This window comes from Proteiniphilum acetatigenes DSM 18083, assembly GCF_000380985.1.
In the GTDB taxonomy this organism is placed as follows: Bacteria; Bacteroidota; Bacteroidia; order Bacteroidales; family Dysgonomonadaceae; genus Proteiniphilum; species Proteiniphilum acetatigenes.
Genome location: NZ_KB905697.1, coordinates 139,363 through 162,062 on the forward strand (window position 1 = coordinate 139,363; position 22,700 = coordinate 162,062).

Genomic DNA, 22,700 nt, shown 5'->3' on the forward strand with positions numbered 1-22,700 from the left:
AATATTTTTTGAAAGATGCGAATAAATGTCGGATTGATAAATCATCGGTCCGACATTTTTTATAGTGAAAATTACTGTACCAGAAGTTGCAAAAGTATTGCTAAGCGACTTTTATAATTGTCGCTTATATTCCCGTTTTCATCAAAAAGCTCAAAGCGCTGGATAGGAACACTGTAAGGAAGTGTCCATGCTCTTAACGACTTAGCGACAGCATCCATGGCGTTGATGCCTTGCATAGCCTGCACTCCGTCTGCCCAACATACCAGACCGACTTTCTTTCCGGTCAGGTAAGGCTTAGGTAATGTGGCCGTACACTCCAACCAGTCCAAACAGTTTTTCATCACACCTGTCATACTTCCATGATAGAGAGGTGTAAGCCAGATATGGACATCAGCTTCGAGAAACTGTATGTTCATTAATTCTACTGCAGCAGGTTTATTTTTCAGTGTAATATCAAATAACGGTATACCTGAATCTGCAATTTTAAATATATTGGTTTCAACTCCAAGTGCTTTGAGTTGTTCACTTAGATAATTGGAAAGACGTTCCGATGTAGAATCTTCTCTTCTTTCCAATGCACCTGTAAATATCAATGCTTTCATTAATTATTATTGTGCTTGTTTTTACAAATTATCATCTTCGCTCATAATTACAGTTTCGTCTTCCCCTTTGGGTTAAGGAGAAGACGAAACCAATTGAAAAAAGAGACAAAAGATTACTGCACCTTTGAAAGTGCTTCTTCGTAATTCTTTTCAACTGCCGCCCAATCGAGAACAGACCAGAAAGCATCGAGATAATCGGCGCGCTTGTTTTGATATTTCAGGTAATACGCATGTTCCCAAACGTCTACACCCAGGATCGGACAGCCTTGATTAGCCGGGTTGGTATCCATTAAGGGATTATCCTGATTAGGAGTTGCAACAACAGCCAGAGATCCGTCCCCCTTTACTATTAACCAGGCCCAACCAGATCCAAACTGGCCTAAACCGGCTTGCTTGATCTGCGCTTTGAGTTCGTCGAGGCTTCCAAAATATTTATTTATTTCTTCCGCCAATTTTCCTTCAGGAGCAGTTTTTGGTGTTGCCGACAAAATTTTCCAGAAAAGAGAGTGATTGTAATGTCCACCTCCATTATTCCTGACAGCAGGAGCATACTTACTTACCTCTTTCAGAATTTCTTTCAACTCTTTAGACTCTGCGTCGGTTCCTGCAATAGCCTTATTTAGATTGTCAACATACGCTTGATGATGACGTTGGTGATGGATAGTCATCGTTGCGGTATCAAAGTGAGGCTCTAACGCATCATAAGCGTAAGGCAGTTCAGGTAATGTGTAACTCATAATTTTACTTTTTAGATGTTTACTATTATATAGTTCTGTAAATACATATACCAATCAACAATAAAACAATTATTTTGTTGTTTTATTTCATTCATTTAACAAATCAGCATCATTCTCTGTAATCATTAAACTATATTTTCAGCATGTTTTCATATGATTAAATTATTGATTTAAATGTATTTAAATAATTTACTTTTAATTATTTACTGGAATGAGAACTATATTATGCTTGTTTCATATATTTATTTAACTTTGCGACAGATAATAAACCAATATAATGATTGTAAAATGAAAAAAACTACGGTTGATAGAATTTTGATGATTTTAAAAATGCGGGGCAAGATTTCCACCGCAACTTTAGCAACCGAGTTAGGAATAACTAAAGAAGGGGTTCGTTTACATCTTTTGAAATTAGAAGAAGAAGATCTAGTAAAGAGTGATACTAAAATCGAAGGGGTCGGTAGACCCATAACCTATTACTCTTTATCCCGAAAAGGATTGTCTAAATTTCCGGATACACATGCGCTTGTTACAGTAGAACTATTGCGTTCCATAAAAAAACTGCTGGGAGACAATGCATTGGATTTACTGATAGGTGAGAGGGAAAAGCAAGTTTATGAGCGTTATGAAAAAGAAATGAAGAATGCCTCTTCTTTGGAGGAGCGTTTAAACATATTGAGTAAAATTCGGACCGATGAAGGATATCTAGCTGAATGGACAAAAGAAGCCGGAGTATACTACTTTACTGAAAACCACTGCCCTATCTGCGCTGCGGCTACCGAATGTCAAAAATTCTGCAGAGCAGAGTTATCCAGTTTTAAGCAATTGATTGGCAATGAATTTGAAATTGAAAGGGTGCAGCATATTGTTTCCGGTGATCATCGTTGCGTATATCGAATAACGGAGGCTGTGAGTCTCACAGCAAAATAATTTGAGTTTTCTGGCAAATAAGAAAAAAGACAGGTTGGCCAATTTTGTATATTGACAGGCAAAGCGTAAATCACAATGAAGCTAAATAACGTGAACATAGTGAACAAATAACTATGTAACTGAATTATATATTAAATAAAAAACAGAAACACGCCAAACATGTAAAATTCTAAATTACAGAACCTATGAAATCAATCAATTACTTATTTGCTTTATTATTCCTGTGTGGAGCACTACAACTGAATGCACAGCAAATTACACTGGATGTACCTTATGTACCCACACCGCAGAACGTGGTAGAAGGTATGCTCGACCTTGCCAACGTGGGCAAAGGAGATGTTGTCTATGATCTCGGCTGCGGGGATGGACGGATTGTGATCACTGCAGCGAAAAAATACGAAGCGACCGGAATAGGTGTAGACCTCAATCCGGAAAGAATAAAAGAAGCCAGCCAGAACGCCAGGGAGGCTGGAGTAGAAGACAAGGTAACATTCTATGAAGGTGATCTTTTTAATTTTGACTTTAGTAAAGCTTCTGTACTGACGCTATATCTTCTTCCGGACGTGAATCTAAAGTTGATGCCGAAAATCTTGTCTGAGATGAAACCCGGTAGCCGGGTGGTTTCTCATGCATTCGACATGGGCAACTGGAAGCCCGACGAGCAGATTTCGGTGAATGGCAGTACTGTTTATCTCTGGATAGTCCCTGAAAAGAAATAATATGTCTGTATGGATATAACGTCATGAAGTGATCCTACAAAATCATAACTAAATGTGAAATAAGTTTGAATAATGAAATTGAACTATTCTGTTAAGCCAAATGCCCAGAGCCAAGCTTGCTTGAGCTATGTCATGGCGAAGAATAGTCTAATGAAATTGAACTATTTCGTCAGGCAATTAATCCTGCAACAAGTTAAAGTATAATAATCGCTTTATTTTTATTCAAAAGAAAATATCTTTGTATCAATAATGTATTAACTGGAGGAGATAAATATGGACAGGCGTAAATTTATAAAGACCGGAATCGCAGCAGGGACACTGATAGGTGCAGATATGCTGAATGTCAGTTATGCACGATCCTTTGACATAAAGAGTAAAAACAACATTCATGATGACGCCTACCTGGATAGTGAAGTAGCACTGGGATCTACCGGACTTACCGTATCTCTTATGGCCATGGGATCCGGCACTTCCGGTTGGAACAACTCTTCCAATCAGACGCGGATGGGAATGGAGCAGTTTGTCAGGCTGGCGAAAAATGCCTACGACAGGGGAATGAAATTCTATGAGATGGCTGAATCGTACGGTTCTCATCCTTTTTTTGCTGAAGCAATGAAAGGTCTGCCACGCGAAGAGCTGACACTTCTTACCAAAATAGCAAAAACCGACGGGATTTCAGCAAAAGACACACGAACCAAGATCGACACCTATCGCAGGGAACTCAGCACAGATTATATCGACATTATACTGATGCACTGCATGACTTCAGGAGGTTGGGCCAATAGCCGCCAGGGAACTATGGAAGGGTTGACCCGTGCCAAAGAAGACGGCATTATAAAAGCGGTCGGTATCTCCGCACACAATCTTGAAGCGCTTCAGGAAGCCGTCGAATCGCCCTGGGTAGATGTAATACTTGCCCGTATTAATCCATTCCAATCGCATATGGACGGAACTCCCGAAGTAATACGGGAGATATTAAAAAGAGCACGCCAGAACGGGAAAGGTGTGATCGGCATGAAAATATTCGGTGAAGGCAGTCGCGTGAAAGATGAAGAGCGTGAACAATCGCTGCGTTACGCCCTGACAGAATCAAATATACACTGCATGACACTCGGATTTCAAAGCACCGCACAAATGAACGATGCCATTGCACGTGTAGTCCGCATACAGAAAGAAACAGCCTGATCCAATGTAAAATTTATATTGGCTTTTATTTATCCTGTTCTTGATTTGCTCCGATTCTCAACTTATCGTGCTCTTTGTTTATTCCTTGTGTTATCGCATTTCCCCATTGACCAGTATAAAAAAAGACAGGGTAGAGAATAACTCCCTTCCCTGTCCCATTCCCTTTCAATAGTGCCGGGTTTATACAGAATTGTATGATAAACCCATTAAAAAGGTACTGATTGATTATTGATTGGCCGGATGGTCGTATGTGGAAGTACGCACATCCCAATACATTTTCGTATAATAATTATTGGTTCCGTCATCTAATTTTGAAACCGCTTCTTCCCAGTTAGCCCCGTTCAACGTACTTTCATTGGTAGGATATTTTACCCGGGCGATAATATCTCCTTTCACATCGGACAAAGGTGTAAATGGAATTTGGGTACCGTCGACGACTGCGGAAATCTCTCCGGGCCGGAGGACCTGTTCAGGGTAACCTGTGCGGCGGATCTCCGTCCAGGCTTCGGTACCGTTCATAAACAGATCGATATATTTCTGCACGGCAACAGCCTCGGCATCCACGCTCTGGGAAACGGCATCCACATAAGTATTCAGAGCCGCTCCTGAAACCGTAACTCCTGCCTGTGAAGCCCAATAAGTGATGGAAGCTTCTACCCCTTCTCTGTAATCGCTGACGGAATAACCGTTGTATTCGCTCAGAATAAACTTCAATTCGGCATAGGTCATCAGCGGAACAGCAAAGTCTTTTTCCAGAAACATCGGAGGATCGTTGTACCAGTTAGGGGTTCCGACACGAAGTGCTGCGGTTCTCGCATTCGGGATACCATAAGGAATTCCCCTATAAACCCCGTCTATCGCAGTAGTATACATCTCCAGCCGCGGATCCACAACTCCTTCCCACGGATGAGATTTACTGTTCAGATCGTCTTTCGTTCCCTGAAGAAGGTCGACAAAAGGTTTGGTGATCGTAAAATCATTCCGTCCGTCAACAAAGAAACCGGAATAAAACAGACAATAATCCGATCCTGTGGTGGAGTATTTGAATGTAGCGGCATCACTATTATCTGTAAATACTCCGTCGGCAACGGCCTCCTCTATATAGGTATGCCAGTTGGGATCAACCTTAGAGAGATGGATGGCCAGACGGCATTTCAACGAGTTCCCGAATTTTTTCCATTTAGATGCGTCGCCTCCGTAAATGACATCCCCTGAAACAAAAGCCACTTGAGATTCGTCGATCATATTCACCGCTTCCCTTAACTCATCTAACATACCTGCATAAATATCGCTCTGATCATCGTATTTTGCGTACAATACGCCATCTTCCAACCCTGCAATCTCAGTATAGGGTACATTTCCCCATGTATCGGTAATGACATTCATAAGCCACACTTTCAATATTTTGGCAGCAGCTATCTGATTGACATTCGCCCCGTATTTCGCATTTTCGGATGCAGTTGTCTCATCGCTATTCAGTTTTTCCACCTTTTCGAGATTCGCAATTCCCATGTACAAATAATTGAAATAGTTATTATTGGTGGATTCACGGATCTGATAACGGTCTTCCTCCGTATAGTTCCTTTGTGCCCAATATTGCGCATAAACCAGATTCTGGCGGCCACTGAACCAGTTGTCGTAAACGTTATCCATGATCCATTTCTGCGCACCGTTCATCAGCATATGTGAAGGCACTTCTTCCGGGTTATTCGGATCCTGATTCAATGTATCCAGATCTTCACAGGATACAATAGAGAAACTTAATGCTATTAAGAGCAGAAATTTATATATTTTACTCATCATTTTTAATCCTCCCAATTAAAATTTTAAACTTACGCTCGCGCCAAAATTAGCTACGGAAGGAATGGCTCCTCCCTCTATCCCTTGTATATTTCCGGAGCTGGTGACGATCATTTCGGGATCAAAATGTTTTGTATCCGGCCCCCACACCGCCAGATTGCGGCCATAAGCGGAAATACGCAGGGATTTTACAAACTTGTCTTTCTTCAGAGGAAAAGTATATCCTACATTTATTTCACGAAGCTTAATATAATCCGATTTGAAAACAGATTGTGCCGCCGGCCCCGTATAAAAGTGACTGGCATAATCCAGTGCATCGGCAACAGTTGTATTTCTCGTGCCATTTTCATCGATCACGCCATCCAATATAATTCCATTTTCACGGATACCGTTGGCAGCGGTCTCTTCCAACATCCCGGAATACATTCCAAACATATATGACGTGGAGAAATAATGTCCACCTCTGGAGAAATCGAGCAGGATACTTGCATCTACATTCCCTATCTTGAATGTATTTGTCCAACCACCGCTGAAATCGGGATAAATACTTCCCAGATTTTCGTTGCCATCTGTTGCCAGATACAATCCTGATTCCGGATCGATCATTCTGTTTCCCTGATCATCAAATACATAATTCGTTCCCATAATCACGCCGTAAGCATCGCCTTTCATCGCACCGATTTCCACTCTGAACGGAGCGGCAACAATCCGGTAATAATCTACTCCATCGATCAACTCTTTGACTTTATTCTTATTAGAAGACAACATCAACGATGTCTGCCAACTAAAGCTCCGGGTCTGTACGGGGGTAGCATGAAATGCCAGTTCGATTCCTCTATTCGTAATGATTCCCGAATTAATGACCTGATAAATATAACCGGTCGTCCCCGATACGGACAATGGAATAATCTGATCCTTCGTTTCCGTTGCATAATAGGTGGCATCAAATCCCAGCCGATTATTAAAGAAAGAGGTTTCCAGACCAACTTCGAAGGAAGTGGTGGATTCCGGTTTCAACTCTGAATTATTCAAAGTGTTCGGCAAACGATAACCGGGTGTTGATGAGTCGATATTCGTGTATTGGGTATATGTGGTAAGCACCCGGTAAGGATCCGTGTCATTCCCCACGTTTGCCCAGCCGGCACGCAGTTTTCCGAAAGAAAGCCATCCGGACTGTTCTTTCAACAGTTCAGAAAAAATGAAACTTCCGGTTAATGAGGGATACCAATATGAATTATTCCCTACCGGCAACGTGGACGATTTATCGTTACGCAACGTAGCTTCGAGATAGAGCATATTTTTCCAGCCGGCGCTCACATTCCCGAAGATGGAATGGATTCCTTTCTTGCTCAAAAGATTATAAGCGGCCGCAGGAGAGATGGAATTATTTAAATTATAAAACAGAGGGATGGCAAGCCCGCCTTCCGTTTCTCCATATACATATTCATAGCGGCGATTCATAATGTTGCCCCCTACGTTGGCATTCAATGAGTAATCATCGAAATGATTGCTATACATCAGCATAAACTCATGGTTTAACTCATATTGCTGACGGGAAATTTCCATATACCGGGATTGTTCCTGAGAACCAATGGCATTCCGTTCGTATTGCTTGTCAACAAAGAAATCCAGATTCGTCTTGTACTGGAATTTAAGTTCCGGCAGTATCTTGTATGAAAGTCCCACATTTCCGTATATACGGTTGCGCGAATCATTCTGGTAGTTCATGTAACGGCTCCAGTACGGGTTATTGCTGTAAACGGGAGCCGGATCATCCCATGCCGCACGGTTCCATGTAGCTTGCGAGCCATCAGGCATAATATAGAGATCTTTAGACTGAGCCATATCCAGTTCACGATGTCCCCATTGTACAAATTTCACCATCACGTTATTATCGCCGTAACCTATTTCCGAACGTCCCTTAGCACGCGAATTAAAATAAGTTACATTGGTAAAGGCTTCCAGTTTCTGATCGGCACTTGTTGTCGTTCCCGCTATACTGAATACGTTTCTGGACATTGAACTGTTCGGCAGATACCCTTTTAGATCGGTGTTCGTGAATGACAACCGTAAAGATGCCCGGTCCGTAGCCTGTGAAATGGAGAGATTATTCGTATAGGATATCCCTGTTTCAAAGAAATCTTCCACATCATGCGTGGGGGCTACCCATCGGGAGGTGGTAGGATCCCCTACTTTTCCTCCGGCTTCCCATTTTGCCAGATCGTACCAGGAAAGCACCTCCTGTCCTTCCAGCTTAGGTCCCCAGCTTTCATCCGTAGCATAATCCGGATAATTATATGTTTTGCCATTAATGATCACTTGTTCAAATGATGAACTGGCTCCGCCACCATAGAGCCTTTGCAATTTCGGCAATTTGTTGACCGTCTCAAAGCCGACGGAGCTTGTGAACGAAACGCCCAATCCCTCCTCTCTCGTACCTTTCTTGGTCGTGATCATAATAACACCGTTGTTTGCACGGGAACCGTAAAGCGCCGAAGCAGCAGCCCCTTTCAATACAGATATATTTTCAATATCATCGGGATTAATATCCTGCACAAGATTACCATAGTCATATCCACCAGCACCACGCTGCGTATTGGTAGAATTATAATCCGTACCTTCCACCGGCACACCGTCAATCACAAACAACGGCTGGTTATTTCCTGAAATGGAACTTACCCCGCGAATCAGGATCTTAGACGATCCACCCATAGAGCCTGAGCCGCTGGATATCTGTAATCCGGCAACTTTACCCTGCAAAGCATTTACCGGATTCGATAAGCCGCCACGCGCCCTGATCATCTCCTCTCCAGCAACCTCGCTTACGGCATACCCTAACGCCTTTTTATCACGGGAGATACCCAATGCCGTTACCACGAGTTCATCCAGCAACTCCGTATCCGATGCCAACACTACCCGCACATTGGTACTGACAGGCACTTCCTCTGTCCGCATTCCCACATAAGAGACCACCAGAGTGCCGCCGGCAGGAGCAGACAGGTTGAAATTTCCGTCCACATCGGTTACGGTTCCCTGTGAAGTACCCTTCACCTGGATGGTAGCACCGATCACAGGATCACCTGCTTCATCTACAACCGTACCACTCACTTGTGTCTGAGCCACAACAATCCCTACTCCAACAAAGAACAGGGCCAATAACATCATTAGCTTTCTTTTCATACTCTACTTTTTTTTAAATTAAATGATTTAAAGAAAATACGAATATCTTTCTTCTCTCCAAAAACCAAAACAATCGTCTTTTTGATATATAATAGTGCAAAAGTAAATCATTTCTATCAATAAAAATCGATTTACATTGACAAAATAATCTTTTTAACATTCAGACTTTTGAAAAATATAAAGAAAAGAAACACCCCATGCGTGATTGGAATATAATGACTAACGGCACTGCTTAATCTACTGAGTTTATTTTTCACATCACCGAAGATTGATTTCAAACCTTTTTTACTTATCTTTGAAAATTGGAGGTAAACTATAAAAAACAGAGACAAACCCTTCATTAAAATTAGTCGATTTCATCAGACTCTTTCAATTTTTTATTTATACAAAATACGGACAATGCCTGTCCATAAAGGATTTATCCGGTAAGAATAAGACTACATGACCCGTATCGTTATACTTCTGCTTATTACATTTTGCGTTGCTGTTTCCTCAACGCTTTATGGACAAACGACTGACAGTATATATCAAAATGAAGCACTTACGCTTGAACCGGTAGAAATAATTGCCTATTTCAACCAGCAACCTATTTTAGGATTAACTGCTTCGGCACAGTCCGTTTCTTCAAACCTTATAGAAACACAACAGACCACTACACTTTTACCGGCGTTGAATATGGTAGCCGGTGTTCGTATGGAAGAGCGTTCGCCGGGAAGTTACCGGCTGACAATGCGTGGCAGTCTGATCCGGTCTCCATTTGGTATTCGCAACGTCAAAATATATGTAGATGAATTTCCTTTAACCGATGTTTAATACTTGCACACTCATACTTCTCAAACACGCTATCAATTAATTATTTAAAATCAACAAAGAGCCTTAAAATCGGTCTGGTGAATATGTGAACAGGAATATTCAGAACATTTCAGATTCAAAAAATTTCCATTTTGCGGAAAGTCGGGAGGGGGGAGGTTAACTCACCCTCTTAAAAACAATTTCATCCCCCTATCCCTCTTGTTAATTAAAATTCTGATAACCTTATAGTTAATTATATATAAATTATTATTATTGAAAGTTGATTAACAGCCTAAACAATTACTACGATTGATTTTGTTTAGATTTTAATTTTTCATATTCATCATATACATCACTATATGATTTCATTTTTTTTAATAATACCATAGTTATTATTATGAAAATAATCGCAAGGAAAATCAAAAAACTATAGTTATCACTCACTGGGGTAAATAATAATACTGCAATAAATATCAATGTAAGTATTGATAAAATAAAAAATATCAAACTCCCAATTGTATATTGTTTATATTTTTTCATTTTATATTTAAGATAATACAGTTTCTCTGTTCTGTTCTCTCCCTCCTTTTTTTCTTGTTCTATTTGTTTCTTTTCTTTCTTTCTCTCTTCTTCAAATAACCTAAATAATTCTTTTCTCTCTTTCTCCTTCTCTATCTGTTCTTCTCTTATTCTTCCATCTTCTAATATCTTCTGTTCCGCTTGTTCCTTATCTATTCTTTCCTGCTCAATCCTTTTATATCGATCTTCCAGATAGTTTTCTATTGATCCAATAGTGTTTAATGAGAAACGATCTTTCATATCCGTTTCAATCATTACCATAAATTCATTGGTTCCGTCTAAGTTTAAAGCTAAAAACTGATCTTCTATATATGCAGCATTTAAAAGATATGATCTTTCACCTATATCAATTAATAGTGTAGCTATATTTAATAATTCCCATTTTCCTTTCTGTACTATTCCATTTCTGGAAATAAGTAAATCATTATTTGGTCGGAAAATAAATAGCTCTTTATCTCCTGTTTCATTAAATACTTCCCAAGATTTACTATATAAGGTGCTTTCTGCATCTAAGTTTTGACTATAAGACTTTAGCCGATTGATGGAGTTAAGAATAAAAGTTTTCATAGATAAAATATTTAAGCGGGAGTAAATCTTTATAGCTATAAATCAGGATAATAGAATTATTTTATCTACTATTTCCATACTTTCAATTTCATTATCGATATTTGTTTTTATTTTAGCTAAACCAAAAAAATCACATATATCATAAGTATATCCACCAGATATTTTATCTGTAAATTTTATACTTCCCCGACCTGTAAATGAATAAATACTTTCTTCTTGAGGTTTAATTATTGCAACCTGATTTATTTCCTTAATTTCACTTAGACCAATAGATTTTTCTTTGTCTCTCTTTTTAAAAGGATCATCAAATTCTAATTTGTTATTCTTTGATAAATCCCACAACTGTGTTGATATTATCTGTTTAGCTTCGTCTTCCATAACTCTATATATTTAATGTTTAACCACAAATATATAGCTTTATTTTCAATTACAGATAAGAATAATAAAAAAGAAAGTACCGACTATTGCCGGTACTTTCAAACTTATATTATTACCAAATTGCTTTCTCATTTATAGATTCCCAAAGATTATCATCATCATTTAGATTCCAATTAAAGTTTCTATTAAGTATCTCTTTGGCTTCCTTATTATAGTAGTCTAAAATATTAGCGTGGTTTGTATCTACTCTATCTAATACTGCTTGATATTCTTTTCCATCTAATTCATCTTCTTCTTCAGTTATATCATTTGCTCTATCATAGAACCATTTATAACCATACTTTTCAGCAGTATATTTTAATTCATAGGCATAAGCTAAACATTCCGCTGGATCAAGCTTACTAAATAAATTTTTTAAGTCTGCACTATTTTTATCAACTGCTGCTGTGTTTACTGGATAACAACCAATACCATTAGGATTAATTTTTTTATTTTGATTCATAATCATTAGTTATTAATAGTTTTACCTTCTTTTTGTAACTTCTCTAACTCTTCAGAAGCCTTTTTAGCAGCTTCTTCTTGCGCTCTTAATCTCTCTTCAGCAGCTTGTAATCTCTGCTGATAAGTCCGTTCAGCTTTCTTTTCGTGATACTCCGTAAGTTCCGTAAATAGATTAATTATCTCTTTTACGTCCTTATCATCCAAATCATCCATCTTACTTTTAAAAGTCTTTAGATTGTTCTTCAACGTAGCAACTCTGAAAGTGTCTTTGGTTGTCCTTACACCTTTTCTAACATAGTTGATGTAGATAATACTCCATTGATCTTTTAATGGTAGTGCATCAAACTGTGCTTCGGTAATAAGTTTACCATCAACTTTTTTTCTTCTGTTGCTACTAAGATAAGTAGCTTTGTAGAACTCAATCTGTTCTACTTTTTCGCTTTCGCGAAGAAATTTTTTTGTAATCATAATATATTTTTTACGATAAACAACTTCGTTTATCTGATACAAAGGTATGGTAAAGGCTAAAATCCTATCAGGTATAAGTTTTAAGTCAAAAATTATACTATTTGATAATCAGACATATAAAAGCGGATTTAATTGTTTTTTGTCATTCTCTCTTATTGATTTATAGTTCCTCAAAAGAATGTTCATATAGTCATTACTTACTATAATACTATCGTTTGTTACGATCTCTGATATATAAGTCAAATAAGAAATAAGTTCCTTTGATTGATTATCCTTATCAAAGTAATCAAACAGATAACCCACAAAAACGGCTGCTCTATCTGTAAAAGAGAATTTATCAGACTTTCGTTTTAGGTCTACATCACTTGAACGCAACATTCTTCTATCTTCATCCGTTAAACTCTCCCTAATCTTATCAATATTAAAAATCAGGTTTATCAATTCCCGATCAATAATCTTTTTTTTTCCTTTTCCTGATTTAATTGTGATCTCACAATCTGATTCTTCGGTTAATTCTAATGCTTCTGCTAATTGATTCAATCGTTTTTCACCAATATAAACACTATCTACAGTAACATTAGTAGCAAGATTATAGACAAACAGAGTAAGATAATAAAGAGGCTCTAATCTCAATTTATAGTCTTTCTTATAAACGAGATTGAATTTATCTACCCGCTTTATTAGTTCCTGATCCTTTGAAAAGTCTTCATAAGAAATAGGTAATTTAATTCTACCCTCAACAACTGCATATTCAAAATGAATTATTATTGATTCCACTTGTGGAAAATCCCAAGTTTCTGCTGTACCTCTATTAAATGGTATTAGTTTATAAATGAAATTCTCAATATAAACATTATCAAATTCCCCGTTTTCCAGATCTACAGTTCCATCTTCACCTATAATCATAGTGTTTCTGATTAAATATAAAAGCCTCTGAATTAATCAAAGGCTTTTACCGGATTACTACTTTCCCATAAAATCCCAGTTTTCATCAATGTAAGTCATTATTTCTTATTAATTATATCCACTATCTTTTGAAAAGCATCTTTTTCTAAATCGAGATTTTTAAGTATATCTTTAACCTGATTTTGCACCTTTTTCTTTTCTACCTCTACTTGATTTTGTAAATGTATTTGAGCATAATTTCTCAAAGAATCAAATTCATCTAATAGCGTTTTTATTTGTTCAAGATCTAAATTATCAATAATTGATTTGATAGATTTCAATGGATCTTTAATTTGTGTATTATTAATCTCATTATTGACGACTGTTTTATTTCGTCTTATAAAAAGATATATTCTACTCCATTGTTCTTTTAAAGGTAGTTTATTAAATAATTCTTCAGTAGCATTTTTACCATTAACTTTAGCTCTATTCCTACTTAAGTAATCATTCTTATGTTCTTTAATAAGTTGCTTTTTCTCTTCTTCTGAATAACGATTTCTTTTAGCCATAATATTTTGTTTTAAAAATTATAATTACAAATATATAATTATATTATTATACAACAAAAAAAGACTGATAAATAATTACCAGTCTTTTAAATATTATTTCTCAAAGTATTTTTTTCTATTATTTGAGTGAATAGAAACGTGTATAAAATTACGTTTAGGATAATAGATTAGTTGATCTATTTCGTTTATCCTCTCTTTTAATTCAGATAATAATCCCTGAATATTATCAGATGTTATATCTGCTGCATATCCTCATAAATGATGGGAACTATCAACACCACCAACAGCTTTATTAAGTTCTGGACATCTATATCCAGATGTTATTCTAAAGTCTATTTCTAATTCATTAATAAACTGGAGAGTTTTATTTATATTCTGAATTATTACCGGATCAGTAGGATTATTATCTATCTTCAACCGTTTAGCGGTATCACTTCATATAAAGTCACTAAATTTTTTCATATTACATACTTAATATTATTGATGAAAAATTAGACCATACAGGAGTAGTTTTATAAGCGTTTACAGATGTAGCAGGTACATATATCTTCACATTTCCTATGTGACCTATATTAGCACCTAAATTTGAACTAAGAAATGGAGGAACTGTAGCTTTAATATATAATCCCTCCAAGTATGGAGTTTGATTAAATGTAAGATCACCAATAGTTGTAATTGTTAATGGTAATCTTATTATCTTTAAGTTATCACAACCATTAAATGATCCATTTAATACTGCTATTCCCTCTGGAACTTCTATCTCTAAAGCATCAATATACCAAGACGGTCTGTTAAATGTAGTTCCAGAAATAAACGGCTCATTTAGTCCAATAGGAGTTGTAACTCCTGTGTCTTTATGGATTCAATAACCTACAGATTCATCACTGTAAACTAATTGATTCCCTTTATACACTTCTTTTATTTTCTGATTCCCATAGTAAATACTTTTTATCTTTTCATTTCCCTTATATATCATAATTATTCTGTTATAAAATAAAACGTATCAGGATCTGGTGAAGATGGAAGTTCTGAAACTACTACTTGTTTAGGTATATTCTTACTATTTAACCAGTTGTTTAGCCTTTGTGCCGATACTAATCTACCTGTAGTAGATGTACCAGTATTAATTTCTGATTCACCCATTACAACAGGAAATGAATCAACAGTTCCGTTACCTCTCAAATATTGAGAAGTAGTTCCTGTAGGAATATCAAATTTACCGTTTATGGCTGTCTGTAATCCCGTTACTTGATCTATACTATGAGTATGGGAAGTATTAGCTTTACCATCTAAAGCTGCCTGTACAGCCGTTGAAATAGGTTTATTTAAATCTGAAGTATTATCAACATTAGATAATCCTATATCTGATTTTGTAACAGTATGAGAATGACTAACAATATTACCAGTTAACTTAGCTTCTATCTCCGTTTTAGTAATATCAGAGTTTTTCTGTGCATTGGTGGGTGGTTTTGTACCAGTTATTTCACTATAACTATATGATGGTTTATTTTCAGTAATCCAACTGGGTTTTCCTGTAACAATATCCCAGGTTAAATTAATTTCTGTAGTACCTATGTGTTCCCAATTATTATCTATTCAGATATATTCATCTTTAACATTATTGGCTGTTCCTCCCGCTTTAGGTACTAAATAAATTATATTCGATTCACCTATTGCTGGTAATACTTCTACGGATTGAATTTGAACAGATTGAACTGAACTTACTAAATCCTGAACTTCTTGCCTTGTATATGTTTCAGACTTTAAATAATAATTAGTAAGATTACCAACAGTGTTCTTTATAAATTCTTCATCATTATCTAATTGACTTATGGAAGAAGGAATATCACCAACATTAGCTTTATTATTCCAGTTATTCTTATCTGAATCTGTTACGTGAATAGAATTATTATTTGAATGTGAATCAAATTCAGATTTAGATGCTTGTTGTATATTATCTACATTCCCCAATCCTATTTCAGCCTTTGAATAAGTAGGCTTTGTTAATTGTTTTGCCCAATCTGGAACAGTGGGATCACTTTCTACTACGATATATCCAAAATCATTATCCAGTTCAGATACCTTAGTAGGAATAACTGGCTTATCGGATAAATCATTATAATTACCGGAAAACAAAGGAGTATTAACAGGTAAAGCACCCACATCAGTAGCATTTAATATAACATCTCCTTTTTTTCCATTTACTGAAGATACATCACCACTACCAGAAGCACCACCTTTTAAGCTATCTAATCATTCCTGTTCAGTTCCTTGAAAACCATTCTTTACAGCAATTTCATAAGCAGATAAACCTCTTAATTCCTCCATTATTCCCTCATATACAACTTTATCTTCAGGAACAATTATTTTACAGCTTTTATCAACCAATTCAAAAGCCTTACAATAATCTTTTGTGTAAGTTCTAACTATATCATCATTAATTTGATATTGTAAGAATAGATCATATTCACCAGATACATTCAGGTCTTCGGCTAATATTTTTATCTGTAATCTATTATTGTCTTTATAAACAAAAGGTAATTCAATTACTATATTTTTATTTTGTCTATGCCTTGCTTCTAACTTTATACTTGATCTTATAATATCAGGATCATCAAAGTTCTCTGGTAATTCGTACTTTCTAAATATTACTCATTCTAAATCAATAATATCGGTATTTATTCTATATTGTTTCATCCTTATTTATTGCGTCATCAGTTTTATAAGTCCCCTTATCTGGTTGTCGTAAATTACAATCTTCAACTAAACAGATATGCTTTTCAGCATATTGTTTTTTTCGTTGTTCTCCTACTAATAGAAGTGTTAGGTGTTTGATCTTCTTAGAATGTTCATCAACTTTTATTTCTAACTCGATTAATTTCTTTTGATAGGTATTAGTTTGTCTTTCTGCAAAGTCCTGAAATTTATCTGCAAACTCCAACATATTTTTAGCAGCAGAAGCATCTTTATCTACAACATCAGAATTTTCTTTCTGTGTTCTTTGCTTTAAGAATTTAAAAAAGACAAAGATCGATCCACCACTAATAATAAGTGTAGTAATGATTGTTGTTATTATATTTCCCCAATCCATTATAATAATTATTTCGTTTATATCATACTTGTAACGTTAACAGATGTATTTCCTTCGTACATACCATTTCTAAAGTTAATAGAAACTGTTTCAGTTCGTTTGTCATTAACATTCTGTATATTAGTTCCATTTCTATCTAAAATATTTTGAACCCTAAAACCTATTTCAATAACTCCGTTATTTGCAGGAACTACGGGTGCTTGTATATATACACCACCAGTATCAGGATTAACTAAGCCAAATGAGAAGTAATTAGTATTTGCTCCCCAATATGTGGGATTAGCATTCATTTCCCAACCTTGTAGGGGGATTGTAATATTTTGATTTGTATAATTTTCTACTCTTACTTTAAATTGTAAACCTTTATTTGCAACAAGTGTTCCCATAGATGGATAATAAGGTATATCAATAAACGGTCCTCATTCTGCAAAAACAGCATCATTTGCAGATACTTTTGTAGGACGAAAACTTAAACCAGATTCATCTCTTAATATTATTCTACTTACATTATTATCATTATCACCTATTGGTAAAGGGCTAAATAATACTGCCGGTGTAATGTTATCTAACAATGTTAAGTCTGTTATTCTTGTATCACAAAGAACACTATAAAAATCAAGTGATTGTGGTGACATATTACTAAGCGGATATTCATTGTTGAAATTAAAAGTAACAGTATTACCATATTCTGAAACACGTTGTGGTGCTGTTTTAATATAAGCCTGATTAAGCCATTCAAATACTACGGTATAGTATAAATTACCAATAGATGTATTTAAATCATCAATTCTGATAATACTGGGATCATTTATTGGAGCAGTATTTTTAGTTCTATAAACTGGTTGCATAGTTAACAACCCATTAACAGCTTTATTAACTGTTATAGTAGATGCCGGCATAGATGTAACAGGCGGTGTACCATCGTGATTATAGTTTCTAAAATCTCCTAATCTAAAAGGTTCATTAAAAGAACCACCTCTCGGTTTTATTCAAAACCACATTAAAGATGAAGGAATTAATAACTTATAATTAGTAGTTGCATTATAAACCAATAATCCACAATTAGCATTTTGTAATTCCGATTCGGTAATACCTGTTACTTTATTAAGTCTGATTGGCTTTCACCTCGACCACTTGTTTATATTTTGATGAGTACAAAGAGTACCCACATCATTACTACCTGAACCTATGGCAGATTTAACCATAGAAACAGTTATATTACTATTTGATAGTGCCATATTATTTAATTTTAAAACAACTTACTTCACCATCTACTATAAGTGAACCTTCTACTGTAAGATCACCTTTTACTGTCACATCTCCTTTAATAGTACCAGATAAAGCTACTTGCTTTTCAACTGGAATTTCTTTAATTACTTCTTTGATTATAACTTTTTCTATCACTAAATCTACATCAAAGATTTTAGCCAATCACAGAATTATTTTTTTCATAATTATCAATTTTTTCTTTTAGTTCTTTTATTGCTCCAATTAAAAATGGAACAAGTTTAATATAATCTATACCTTTATATTCTCCATCGTACATATTATGTACTACTTCAGGTAATATTTCTTCAACTTCCTGCGCAATTAATCCATAATCCGTATCTTTAGTTTTACCTGAATTTAATTCAAATGCTTTATCATTCCACTTATAAGAAACAGGATTGAGTTTGTTTATTAACTCCAAAGATGATTTGATTGGCTTAATATCTTCTTTTAATCTTGCATCAGAAGTAGTAAAAGCAGTAAGTTCACCTGTTGCTAAGACATTACCAAATACGTGCAAAGCTTGTGTAGGAACTGTTGCACCTGCACCGGATAAACCTACTCTAACATTACCACTTGAATGAATAACCATCGGTGCATTTGATAAATTAGATTCTGTTCCATTAACAGTAAAACCCAAATAACCATTTGTGGCTGTTGCTGCAATATAATTTGATGAAGCTAATGATAAACTTATAGCCCTATTTGTTGTATTATTTAATAATAATGTTTGAGCGGTTAAAGTAGAACTAAAATTGCCAGTGGTTGCTCCAGACAACGCCCCTGTTACATTCCCTGTCCCATTAAATGATTGTCCCCAAATTGTTCTGGCTGTAGCTAATTGAACAGCACTTTGAGCAGCTATTTCACTTGTCGCCCAACTTACATTTGCAGAGCCATTAACTGATTTTCCTGTACCTCCTATAGTTATTGTTCTGGCTGTTCCCCAATTTGAGGTAGTTATATTTGCTGAGCCGTTGAATGATGTTCCGTTGATAGTTCTGGCTGTTTGTAGGGTTGTCGCTGTTGTTGAATTGCCCGATAAAGCACCTGAAAAAGTGGGTGCTGTAACAGTACCTGTAAATGTAGTTCCACCACTCGCATTTGTTTGTACAATTGTATTTGCAGCACCTGTAGATGTTGTTGTAATTGAGTGAGTGTGTGAACTTGCTGTCACACCATTAGTAGATGATGCCGATAATGTAGATGGTGTACCAAGTGTAATTGTCCTATCTGCTGCCAATGTTCCACCACCTGATAAGCCATTACCTGCTGTTATTGTTCTTGTTGATGGTGTACCCCCTAATGTTGATAAAGTTAAATTGCCTGAATGATAAACCGTTCTTGTGTTCCAAGTTAAACCGCTTTCGGACGGAGTTAAAACTAACTGATACTTTCCTACTGTATCAACCCAAAAATCAGTATTAGTCTGAGGTGAAAGAAACATTCTCTGTACTGTGTTATGGTATCCTATATAAGCAATTTCATTTTCTTCCGCTACATTGGTAACTCTTAATAATCTGATTGCATTGGAGGTATCTTGTGACATTCTTCTCTGTATATTTCCAAAGAAATTGGTATTGTTGGTGAATGTTTTCGCTCCTGTAATTGTTTGAGTACCATTTATAGTAATATAACCCGCTAAAGAATGATTTCCCCAACTGTAAGCGGTTTGACCGTTGTTAATTCTGCTGTCATTACCTAAAGCTACCGTTGTACCAGTAGTTCCGGTAGGAATACGGGCAATATCAAAAATACCAGAAGTTATTTTACTTGCAGGTAAATTAGGTATTTGTGCTACAGAAGCTGTACCTGTTAATTGCGCAAAGGTTGTTCCGTGTGGATTTCCTGAACTCTGTGAATGATCGTATGCTATTTTACCTCGATCACCTCTATAAGCAGTAGAAGAAGTTTCCCCAAGTGCCAAACTTGCACTTATTTCAACATAGGCTGTACCGGATCATCTATAGGTTTTATTTGAATCTATAGCTATATATATTTTACCTGTTTCTCCGCTTGATGGAAATGCTGATAAACTTAAATATTCTAATACATCATCTACATAAGATGGTAATTGAGAAGATAATACTTTTCCATCAGATCCTAATTCTGCAACTCCATTATTTGATCCTTTTTGAGATAAAGGAATATAATCGTGTGTATGACCGCTTAGAGCTACAGTTTTTGATACTCCGTTAACTGTAAGTGGTGAATAATTATTTGAAGTTGTTCCCCAAGTTACTGCTGTACCTCCTGCATTTTCTAAAGCTACTATTCTATTATATAATTGCTTAGTAGTATAAGCATTAAATGTATCTGTTAAATTATTATCATTGAAAGTACCACTAAGATCAGAATATTTATAAACAGTCTCAATCAATCCACCACCAGAACCACCGCCTGATCCAAGACCAAATGCACTAACTTCACCAGTAGCTGCAAATGATATAGGAGTTAAATCATTTTTATTCTTTAATAATAATACTCCATCTTCATAAGATAATAAAGCATCACCAATTATAGCAAAATTCTTTCCATCTTCTTTATCAGAATATGAAGCTATAGGATAACCAGCTAATAAATATGGATCATCTAATATATTTCCTTCTTCATCAGTAGTTATTAGTTCCCAATGTGAAACACCACCTGAACCACCTGTTATAGTAGTTCCACTACTTGAACTACCATATCCACGTTCAAAATAAAGTTCTTTATTTCTAGGTTTTGCTGGTATTATTCTACTTATTATTTGCATATTATATTTCTATTAATGTTATATTATTTTTTTCATATTCATAATCTATATCATTACCAGCATAAATAAATGTTTTATCACTTAAATTATTATCTGTGATTAAAGTGTAAGGTTTTAAATCAACGTTATTAACCGGAATTGATACCTGATATTTTGGATTAGAATAATAATCTACTGTTCTATGTAATATTATTTCTTCTGGTTTTAGTTGTATATCTAAAGGTTTATATTTTAATGTTGATAATAGATTATTACCTATAAAAGTAGTTGAATTACATAGCTTATAATAATCATCTGGAAATGTACATATTTTTAATTCTACTTCATCAGCTTCTTCAACATAATCACCTTCAATAACATTTTCATAAGTTATATCATTTTTTTCATCTACTCAATCACCATATATTTCATTTTGATTAGGAATAGCATAATTAAATGATATATCTTTAATATAATTATATTGATTACTAAAATATCCATATCAACTTACTTTTGAAAAATTATATATAGATAACTCAATAGTACCAGAAATTGGAAAGTCAGGGGCTTTAAATACAAAACCCTCTAAATTACTTAATCCTAATTCAAATGAATTTTCATTTTCAATAGTAATATATTTACTTAAATCGTGAGTTCCATTTACTGATATGGGTATGTTAAATTTACTTTCACTAGTAGTCCATTCAGTTCCATTATAATAATAATTTCCTATTTTTAATTTAATTGGTATAAAAAAATCACCTAATACAAAATTGATAATAGTATTATCATATTCTATAATTTTTCTGCAAACCTTAATACTACAATTAAAAGAAAAATATACATTGTTATTAAAAGTATATCCTTTATTAGAATTAAATGTTATAACTTTATTATCATTATTCAAATAATTTGTAATTGAACCGTATGAATTTTTAATATAGTTTTTTATTTGAATCTCATTAACCATAGATAATTTTGAGGGTTTATTATTAATATTATAATTTGTAGTTTTAACAAAAACTGATCCTAAATTATCATTATTATTTTGTATTCTGTCTCCTTCTTTACTATCTAAATCATAATAAAATTTAAATTTAGGTTGATTATAATACCTAACTAAATAATAATTATTATCATTTAAATTAGTAGTATCTACATCTTTATAATAAGTAGCTTTTTCATCATCAAATTCAGGTAGTAATTCATCAATATCAAATAATGAACAAGTTACTTTAGCCTTGTTTTTTCCTGAATTGATAGATAATCTTGAACTGTCACCACTATACCCTATATTTTGAATTGTCTTACTGTCTGATAAAGTAACGGTAGTAGTTGTGCTACCCTGATACAAATAATATTGGTTGAATCCGTTCTTGATTCCAATGTAATCAATGAAGTAAACAGAATCTTTGTCTACTGTAACAGTAAGGCTTAAATATTTAGCTATTTCTTCCAATATCTCATAGTAAGTCATTTCTTTACCTTGTTCATCTATGAAATTAGATGATGATATGGCAATCAGGTTATATATATTTTGATTCGTTGCATTTGTAATAGAAGTAGGTAAATAAATCTTACTGATTTCAGAATTGGTATTACTGATTGCATCCTTTATAAGATTGATGAATGTGATCGTTTCACCAGCTTTCACAAACTTCTTATACTTTAGAGTAGATATAGGATTTACCAGTTCTATTTCATACACAAATTC

The 22,700-nt window shown here is 35.0% G+C and carries 23 protein-coding genes; 4 read left to right on the forward strand and 19 right to left on the reverse strand.

Annotated elements, in window-relative coordinates; translation table 11 throughout:
- Window positions 1–71 precede the first annotated feature (71 nt).
- Both F597_RS0110875 and F597_RS0110880 read right to left on the reverse strand, forming a co-directional pair.
- Window positions 72–602: an NADPH-dependent FMN reductase gene (locus F597_RS0110875; protein ID WP_019539770.1), complete on the reverse strand. Its 531-nt coding sequence runs from the start codon at window positions 600–602 to the stop codon at window positions 72–74.
- Window positions 603–715: 113 nt separating this feature from the next.
- Window positions 716–1,339, reverse strand: coding sequence for a superoxide dismutase (locus F597_RS0110880; protein ID WP_019539771.1), 624 nt, complete (start codon window positions 1,337–1,339; stop codon window positions 716–718).
- A gap of 288 nt (window positions 1,340–1,627) precedes the next feature.
- Between F597_RS0110880 and F597_RS0110885 the strand changes: the two genes are divergently transcribed.
- From F597_RS0110885 to F597_RS0110895, 3 genes are all read left to right on the forward strand, one after another.
- On the forward strand, window positions 1,628–2,269 hold the full coding sequence (locus F597_RS0110885; protein ID WP_026327361.1) for a helix-turn-helix transcriptional regulator: 642 nt from the start codon (window positions 1,628–1,630) through the stop codon (window positions 2,267–2,269).
- Window positions 2,270–2,454: 185 nt separating this feature from the next.
- On the forward strand, window positions 2,455–2,988 hold the full coding sequence (locus F597_RS0110890; RefSeq protein WP_019539773.1) for an SAM-dependent methyltransferase: 534 nt from the start codon (window positions 2,455–2,457) through the stop codon (window positions 2,986–2,988).
- Window positions 2,989–3,261: 273 nt separating this feature from the next.
- The gene (locus F597_RS0110895; protein WP_019539774.1) at window positions 3,262–4,173 is read left to right on the forward strand and encodes an aldo/keto reductase; all 912 of its coding nucleotides are present in this window, start codon (window positions 3,262–3,264) and stop codon (window positions 4,171–4,173) included.
- A gap of 225 nt (window positions 4,174–4,398) precedes the next feature.
- On the opposite strand, the gene F597_RS0110905 is transcribed toward F597_RS0110895, so the two are convergent.
- Window positions 4,399–5,976 (reverse strand): SusD/RagB family nutrient-binding outer membrane lipoprotein, encoded by a 1,578-nt coding sequence (locus F597_RS0110905; protein WP_245542026.1) that lies wholly within the window; start codon window positions 5,974–5,976, stop codon window positions 4,399–4,401.
- 15 nt (window positions 5,977–5,991) lie between these two features.
- Entirely contained in the window at window positions 5,992–9,153 is a 3,162-nt protein-coding gene (locus tag F597_RS0110910; RefSeq protein ID WP_026327362.1) for a SusC/RagA family TonB-linked outer membrane protein, read from the reverse strand.
- 441 nt (window positions 9,154–9,594) lie between these two features.
- Here F597_RS0110910 and F597_RS0110920 point away from each other — a divergent pair, with 441 nt between their 5' ends.
- Complete coding sequence (locus F597_RS0110920; protein WP_019539778.1) at window positions 9,595–9,966, forward strand: TonB-dependent receptor plug domain-containing protein; 372 nt, start codon at window positions 9,595–9,597, stop codon at window positions 9,964–9,966.
- 282 nt (window positions 9,967–10,248) lie between these two features.
- Here F597_RS0110920 and F597_RS0110925 read toward each other — a convergent pair whose 3' ends face one another.
- The 15 genes from F597_RS0110925 to F597_RS0111000 form a co-directional block, all read right to left on the reverse strand.
- Complete coding sequence (locus F597_RS0110925; protein WP_019539779.1) at window positions 10,249–11,091, reverse strand: DUF2207 domain-containing protein; 843 nt, start codon at window positions 11,089–11,091, stop codon at window positions 10,249–10,251.
- 42 nt (window positions 11,092–11,133) lie between these two features.
- Window positions 11,134–11,469: a hypothetical protein gene (locus F597_RS0110930; RefSeq protein WP_019539780.1), complete on the reverse strand. Its 336-nt coding sequence runs from the start codon at window positions 11,467–11,469 to the stop codon at window positions 11,134–11,136.
- Between the two features lie 112 nt (window positions 11,470–11,581).
- The gene (locus F597_RS0110935) at window positions 11,582–11,971 is read right to left on the reverse strand and encodes a hypothetical protein (protein ID WP_157279093.1); all 390 of its coding nucleotides are present in this window, start codon (window positions 11,969–11,971) and stop codon (window positions 11,582–11,584) included.
- A 5-nt stretch (window positions 11,972–11,976) separates the two neighbouring features.
- Window positions 11,977–12,438 (reverse strand): hypothetical protein, encoded by a 462-nt coding sequence (locus F597_RS0110940; RefSeq protein ID WP_019539782.1) that lies wholly within the window; start codon window positions 12,436–12,438, stop codon window positions 11,977–11,979.
- Window positions 12,439–12,546: 108 nt separating this feature from the next.
- On the reverse strand, window positions 12,547–13,344 hold the full coding sequence (locus F597_RS0110945) for a hypothetical protein (RefSeq protein ID WP_019539783.1): 798 nt from the start codon (window positions 13,342–13,344) through the stop codon (window positions 12,547–12,549).
- Between the two features lie 98 nt (window positions 13,345–13,442).
- Window positions 13,443–13,892 (reverse strand): hypothetical protein, encoded by a 450-nt coding sequence (locus F597_RS0110950; protein WP_019539784.1) that lies wholly within the window; start codon window positions 13,890–13,892, stop codon window positions 13,443–13,445.
- A gap of 252 nt (window positions 13,893–14,144) precedes the next feature.
- On the reverse strand, window positions 14,145–14,309 hold the full coding sequence (locus F597_RS21960; RefSeq protein WP_081624364.1) for a D-Ala-D-Ala carboxypeptidase family metallohydrolase: 165 nt from the start codon (window positions 14,307–14,309) through the stop codon (window positions 14,145–14,147).
- Between the two features lie 1,179 nt (window positions 14,310–15,488).
- Window positions 15,489–16,055, reverse strand: a complete 567-nt coding sequence (locus F597_RS0110960; RefSeq protein WP_019539786.1) for a hypothetical protein — start codon at window positions 16,053–16,055, stop codon at window positions 15,489–15,491.
- 520 nt (window positions 16,056–16,575) lie between these two features.
- On the reverse strand, window positions 16,576–16,983 hold the full coding sequence (locus tag F597_RS0110970; RefSeq protein ID WP_019539788.1) for a hypothetical protein: 408 nt from the start codon (window positions 16,981–16,983) through the stop codon (window positions 16,576–16,578).
- A gap of 17 nt (window positions 16,984–17,000) precedes the next feature.
- Window positions 17,001–17,369 carry a hypothetical protein gene (locus F597_RS0110975; RefSeq protein WP_019539789.1) on the reverse strand — a complete coding sequence of 123 codons (369 nt, stop codon included), beginning with the start codon at window positions 17,367–17,369 and terminating at the stop codon, window positions 17,001–17,003.
- 33 nt (window positions 17,370–17,402) lie between these two features.
- The gene (locus tag F597_RS0110980) at window positions 17,403–17,882 is read right to left on the reverse strand and encodes a hypothetical protein (protein ID WP_019539790.1); all 480 of its coding nucleotides are present in this window, start codon (window positions 17,880–17,882) and stop codon (window positions 17,403–17,405) included.
- A gap of 340 nt (window positions 17,883–18,222) precedes the next feature.
- Entirely contained in the window at window positions 18,223–18,414 is a 192-nt protein-coding gene (locus tag F597_RS0110985; protein ID WP_019539791.1) for a hypothetical protein, read from the reverse strand.
- Entirely contained in the window at window positions 18,407–20,179 is a 1,773-nt protein-coding gene (locus F597_RS22380) for a tail fiber domain-containing protein (protein WP_019539792.1), read from the reverse strand. Before F597_RS22380 ends, F597_RS0110985 begins: the two co-directional genes overlap by 8 nt.
- Window positions 20,180–20,212: 33 nt before the next feature.
- Window positions 20,213–21,007 carry a hypothetical protein gene (locus F597_RS22705; protein ID WP_019539793.1) on the reverse strand — a complete coding sequence of 265 codons (795 nt, stop codon included), beginning with the start codon at window positions 21,005–21,007 and terminating at the stop codon, window positions 20,213–20,215.
- Window positions 21,008–21,488: 481 nt separating this feature from the next.
- Entirely contained in the window at window positions 21,489–22,694 is a 1,206-nt protein-coding gene (locus F597_RS0111000; protein WP_019539794.1) for a hypothetical protein, read from the reverse strand.
- Between the last annotated feature and the right edge of the window lie 6 nt (window positions 22,695–22,700).

What these genes read in the sequence shown, in the direction of transcription:
- F597_RS0110890 (WP_019539773.1), top strand. Translation starts at nt 2,455, where the DNA reads ATGAAATCAATCAATTACTTATTTGCTTTATTATTCCTGTGTGGAGCA.
- F597_RS0110940 (WP_019539782.1), bottom strand. Translation starts at nt 12,438, where the DNA reads ATGATTACAAAAAAATTTCTTCGCGAAAGCGAAAAAGTAGAACAGATT.
- F597_RS0110950 (WP_019539784.1), bottom strand. Translation starts at nt 13,892, where the DNA reads ATGGCTAAAAGAAATCGTTATTCAGAAGAAGAGAAAAAGCAACTTATT.
- F597_RS0110875 (WP_019539770.1), bottom strand. Translation starts at nt 602, where the DNA reads ATGAAAGCATTGATATTTACAGGTGCATTGGAAAGAAGAGAAGATTCT.
- F597_RS0110910 (WP_026327362.1), bottom strand. Translation starts at nt 9,153, where the DNA reads ATGAAAAGAAAGCTAATGATGTTATTGGCCCTGTTCTTTGTTGGAGTA.
- F597_RS0110925 (WP_019539779.1), bottom strand. Translation starts at nt 11,091, where the DNA reads ATGAAAACTTTTATTCTTAACTCCATCAATCGGCTAAAGTCTTATAGT.
- F597_RS0110935 (WP_157279093.1), bottom strand. Translation starts at nt 11,971, where the DNA reads ATGAATCAAAATAAAAAAATTAATCCTAATGGTATTGGTTGTTATCCA.
- F597_RS0110975 (WP_019539789.1), bottom strand. Translation starts at nt 17,369, where the DNA reads ATGGGAACACTTGTTGCAAATAAAGGTTTACAATTTAAAGTAAGAGTA.
- F597_RS0110880 (WP_019539771.1), bottom strand. Translation starts at nt 1,339, where the DNA reads ATGAGTTACACATTACCTGAACTGCCTTACGCTTATGATGCGTTAGAG.
- F597_RS0110905 (WP_245542026.1), bottom strand. Translation starts at nt 5,976, where the DNA reads ATGATGAGTAAAATATATAAATTTCTGCTCTTAATAGCATTAAGTTTC.
- F597_RS0110920 (WP_019539778.1), top strand. Translation starts at nt 9,595, where the DNA reads ATGACCCGTATCGTTATACTTCTGCTTATTACATTTTGCGTTGCTGTT.
- F597_RS0110930 (WP_019539780.1), bottom strand. Translation starts at nt 11,469, where the DNA reads ATGGAAGACGAAGCTAAACAGATAATATCAACACAGTTGTGGGATTTA.
- F597_RS22705 (WP_019539793.1), bottom strand. Translation starts at nt 21,007, where the DNA reads ATGCAAATAATAAGTAGAATAATACCAGCAAAACCTAGAAATAAAGAA.
- F597_RS0110970 (WP_019539788.1), bottom strand. Translation starts at nt 16,983, where the DNA reads ATGGATTGGGGAAATATAATAACAACAATCATTACTACACTTATTATT.
- F597_RS0110945 (WP_019539783.1), bottom strand. Translation starts at nt 13,344, where the DNA reads ATGATTATAGGTGAAGATGGAACTGTAGATCTGGAAAACGGGGAATTT.
- F597_RS0110885 (WP_026327361.1), top strand. Translation starts at nt 1,628, where the DNA reads ATGAAAAAAACTACGGTTGATAGAATTTTGATGATTTTAAAAATGCGG.
- F597_RS0110980 (WP_019539790.1), bottom strand. Translation starts at nt 17,882, where the DNA reads ATGCCGGCATCTACTATAACAGTTAATAAAGCTGTTAATGGGTTGTTA.
- F597_RS0110895 (WP_019539774.1), top strand. Translation starts at nt 3,262, where the DNA reads ATGGACAGGCGTAAATTTATAAAGACCGGAATCGCAGCAGGGACACTG.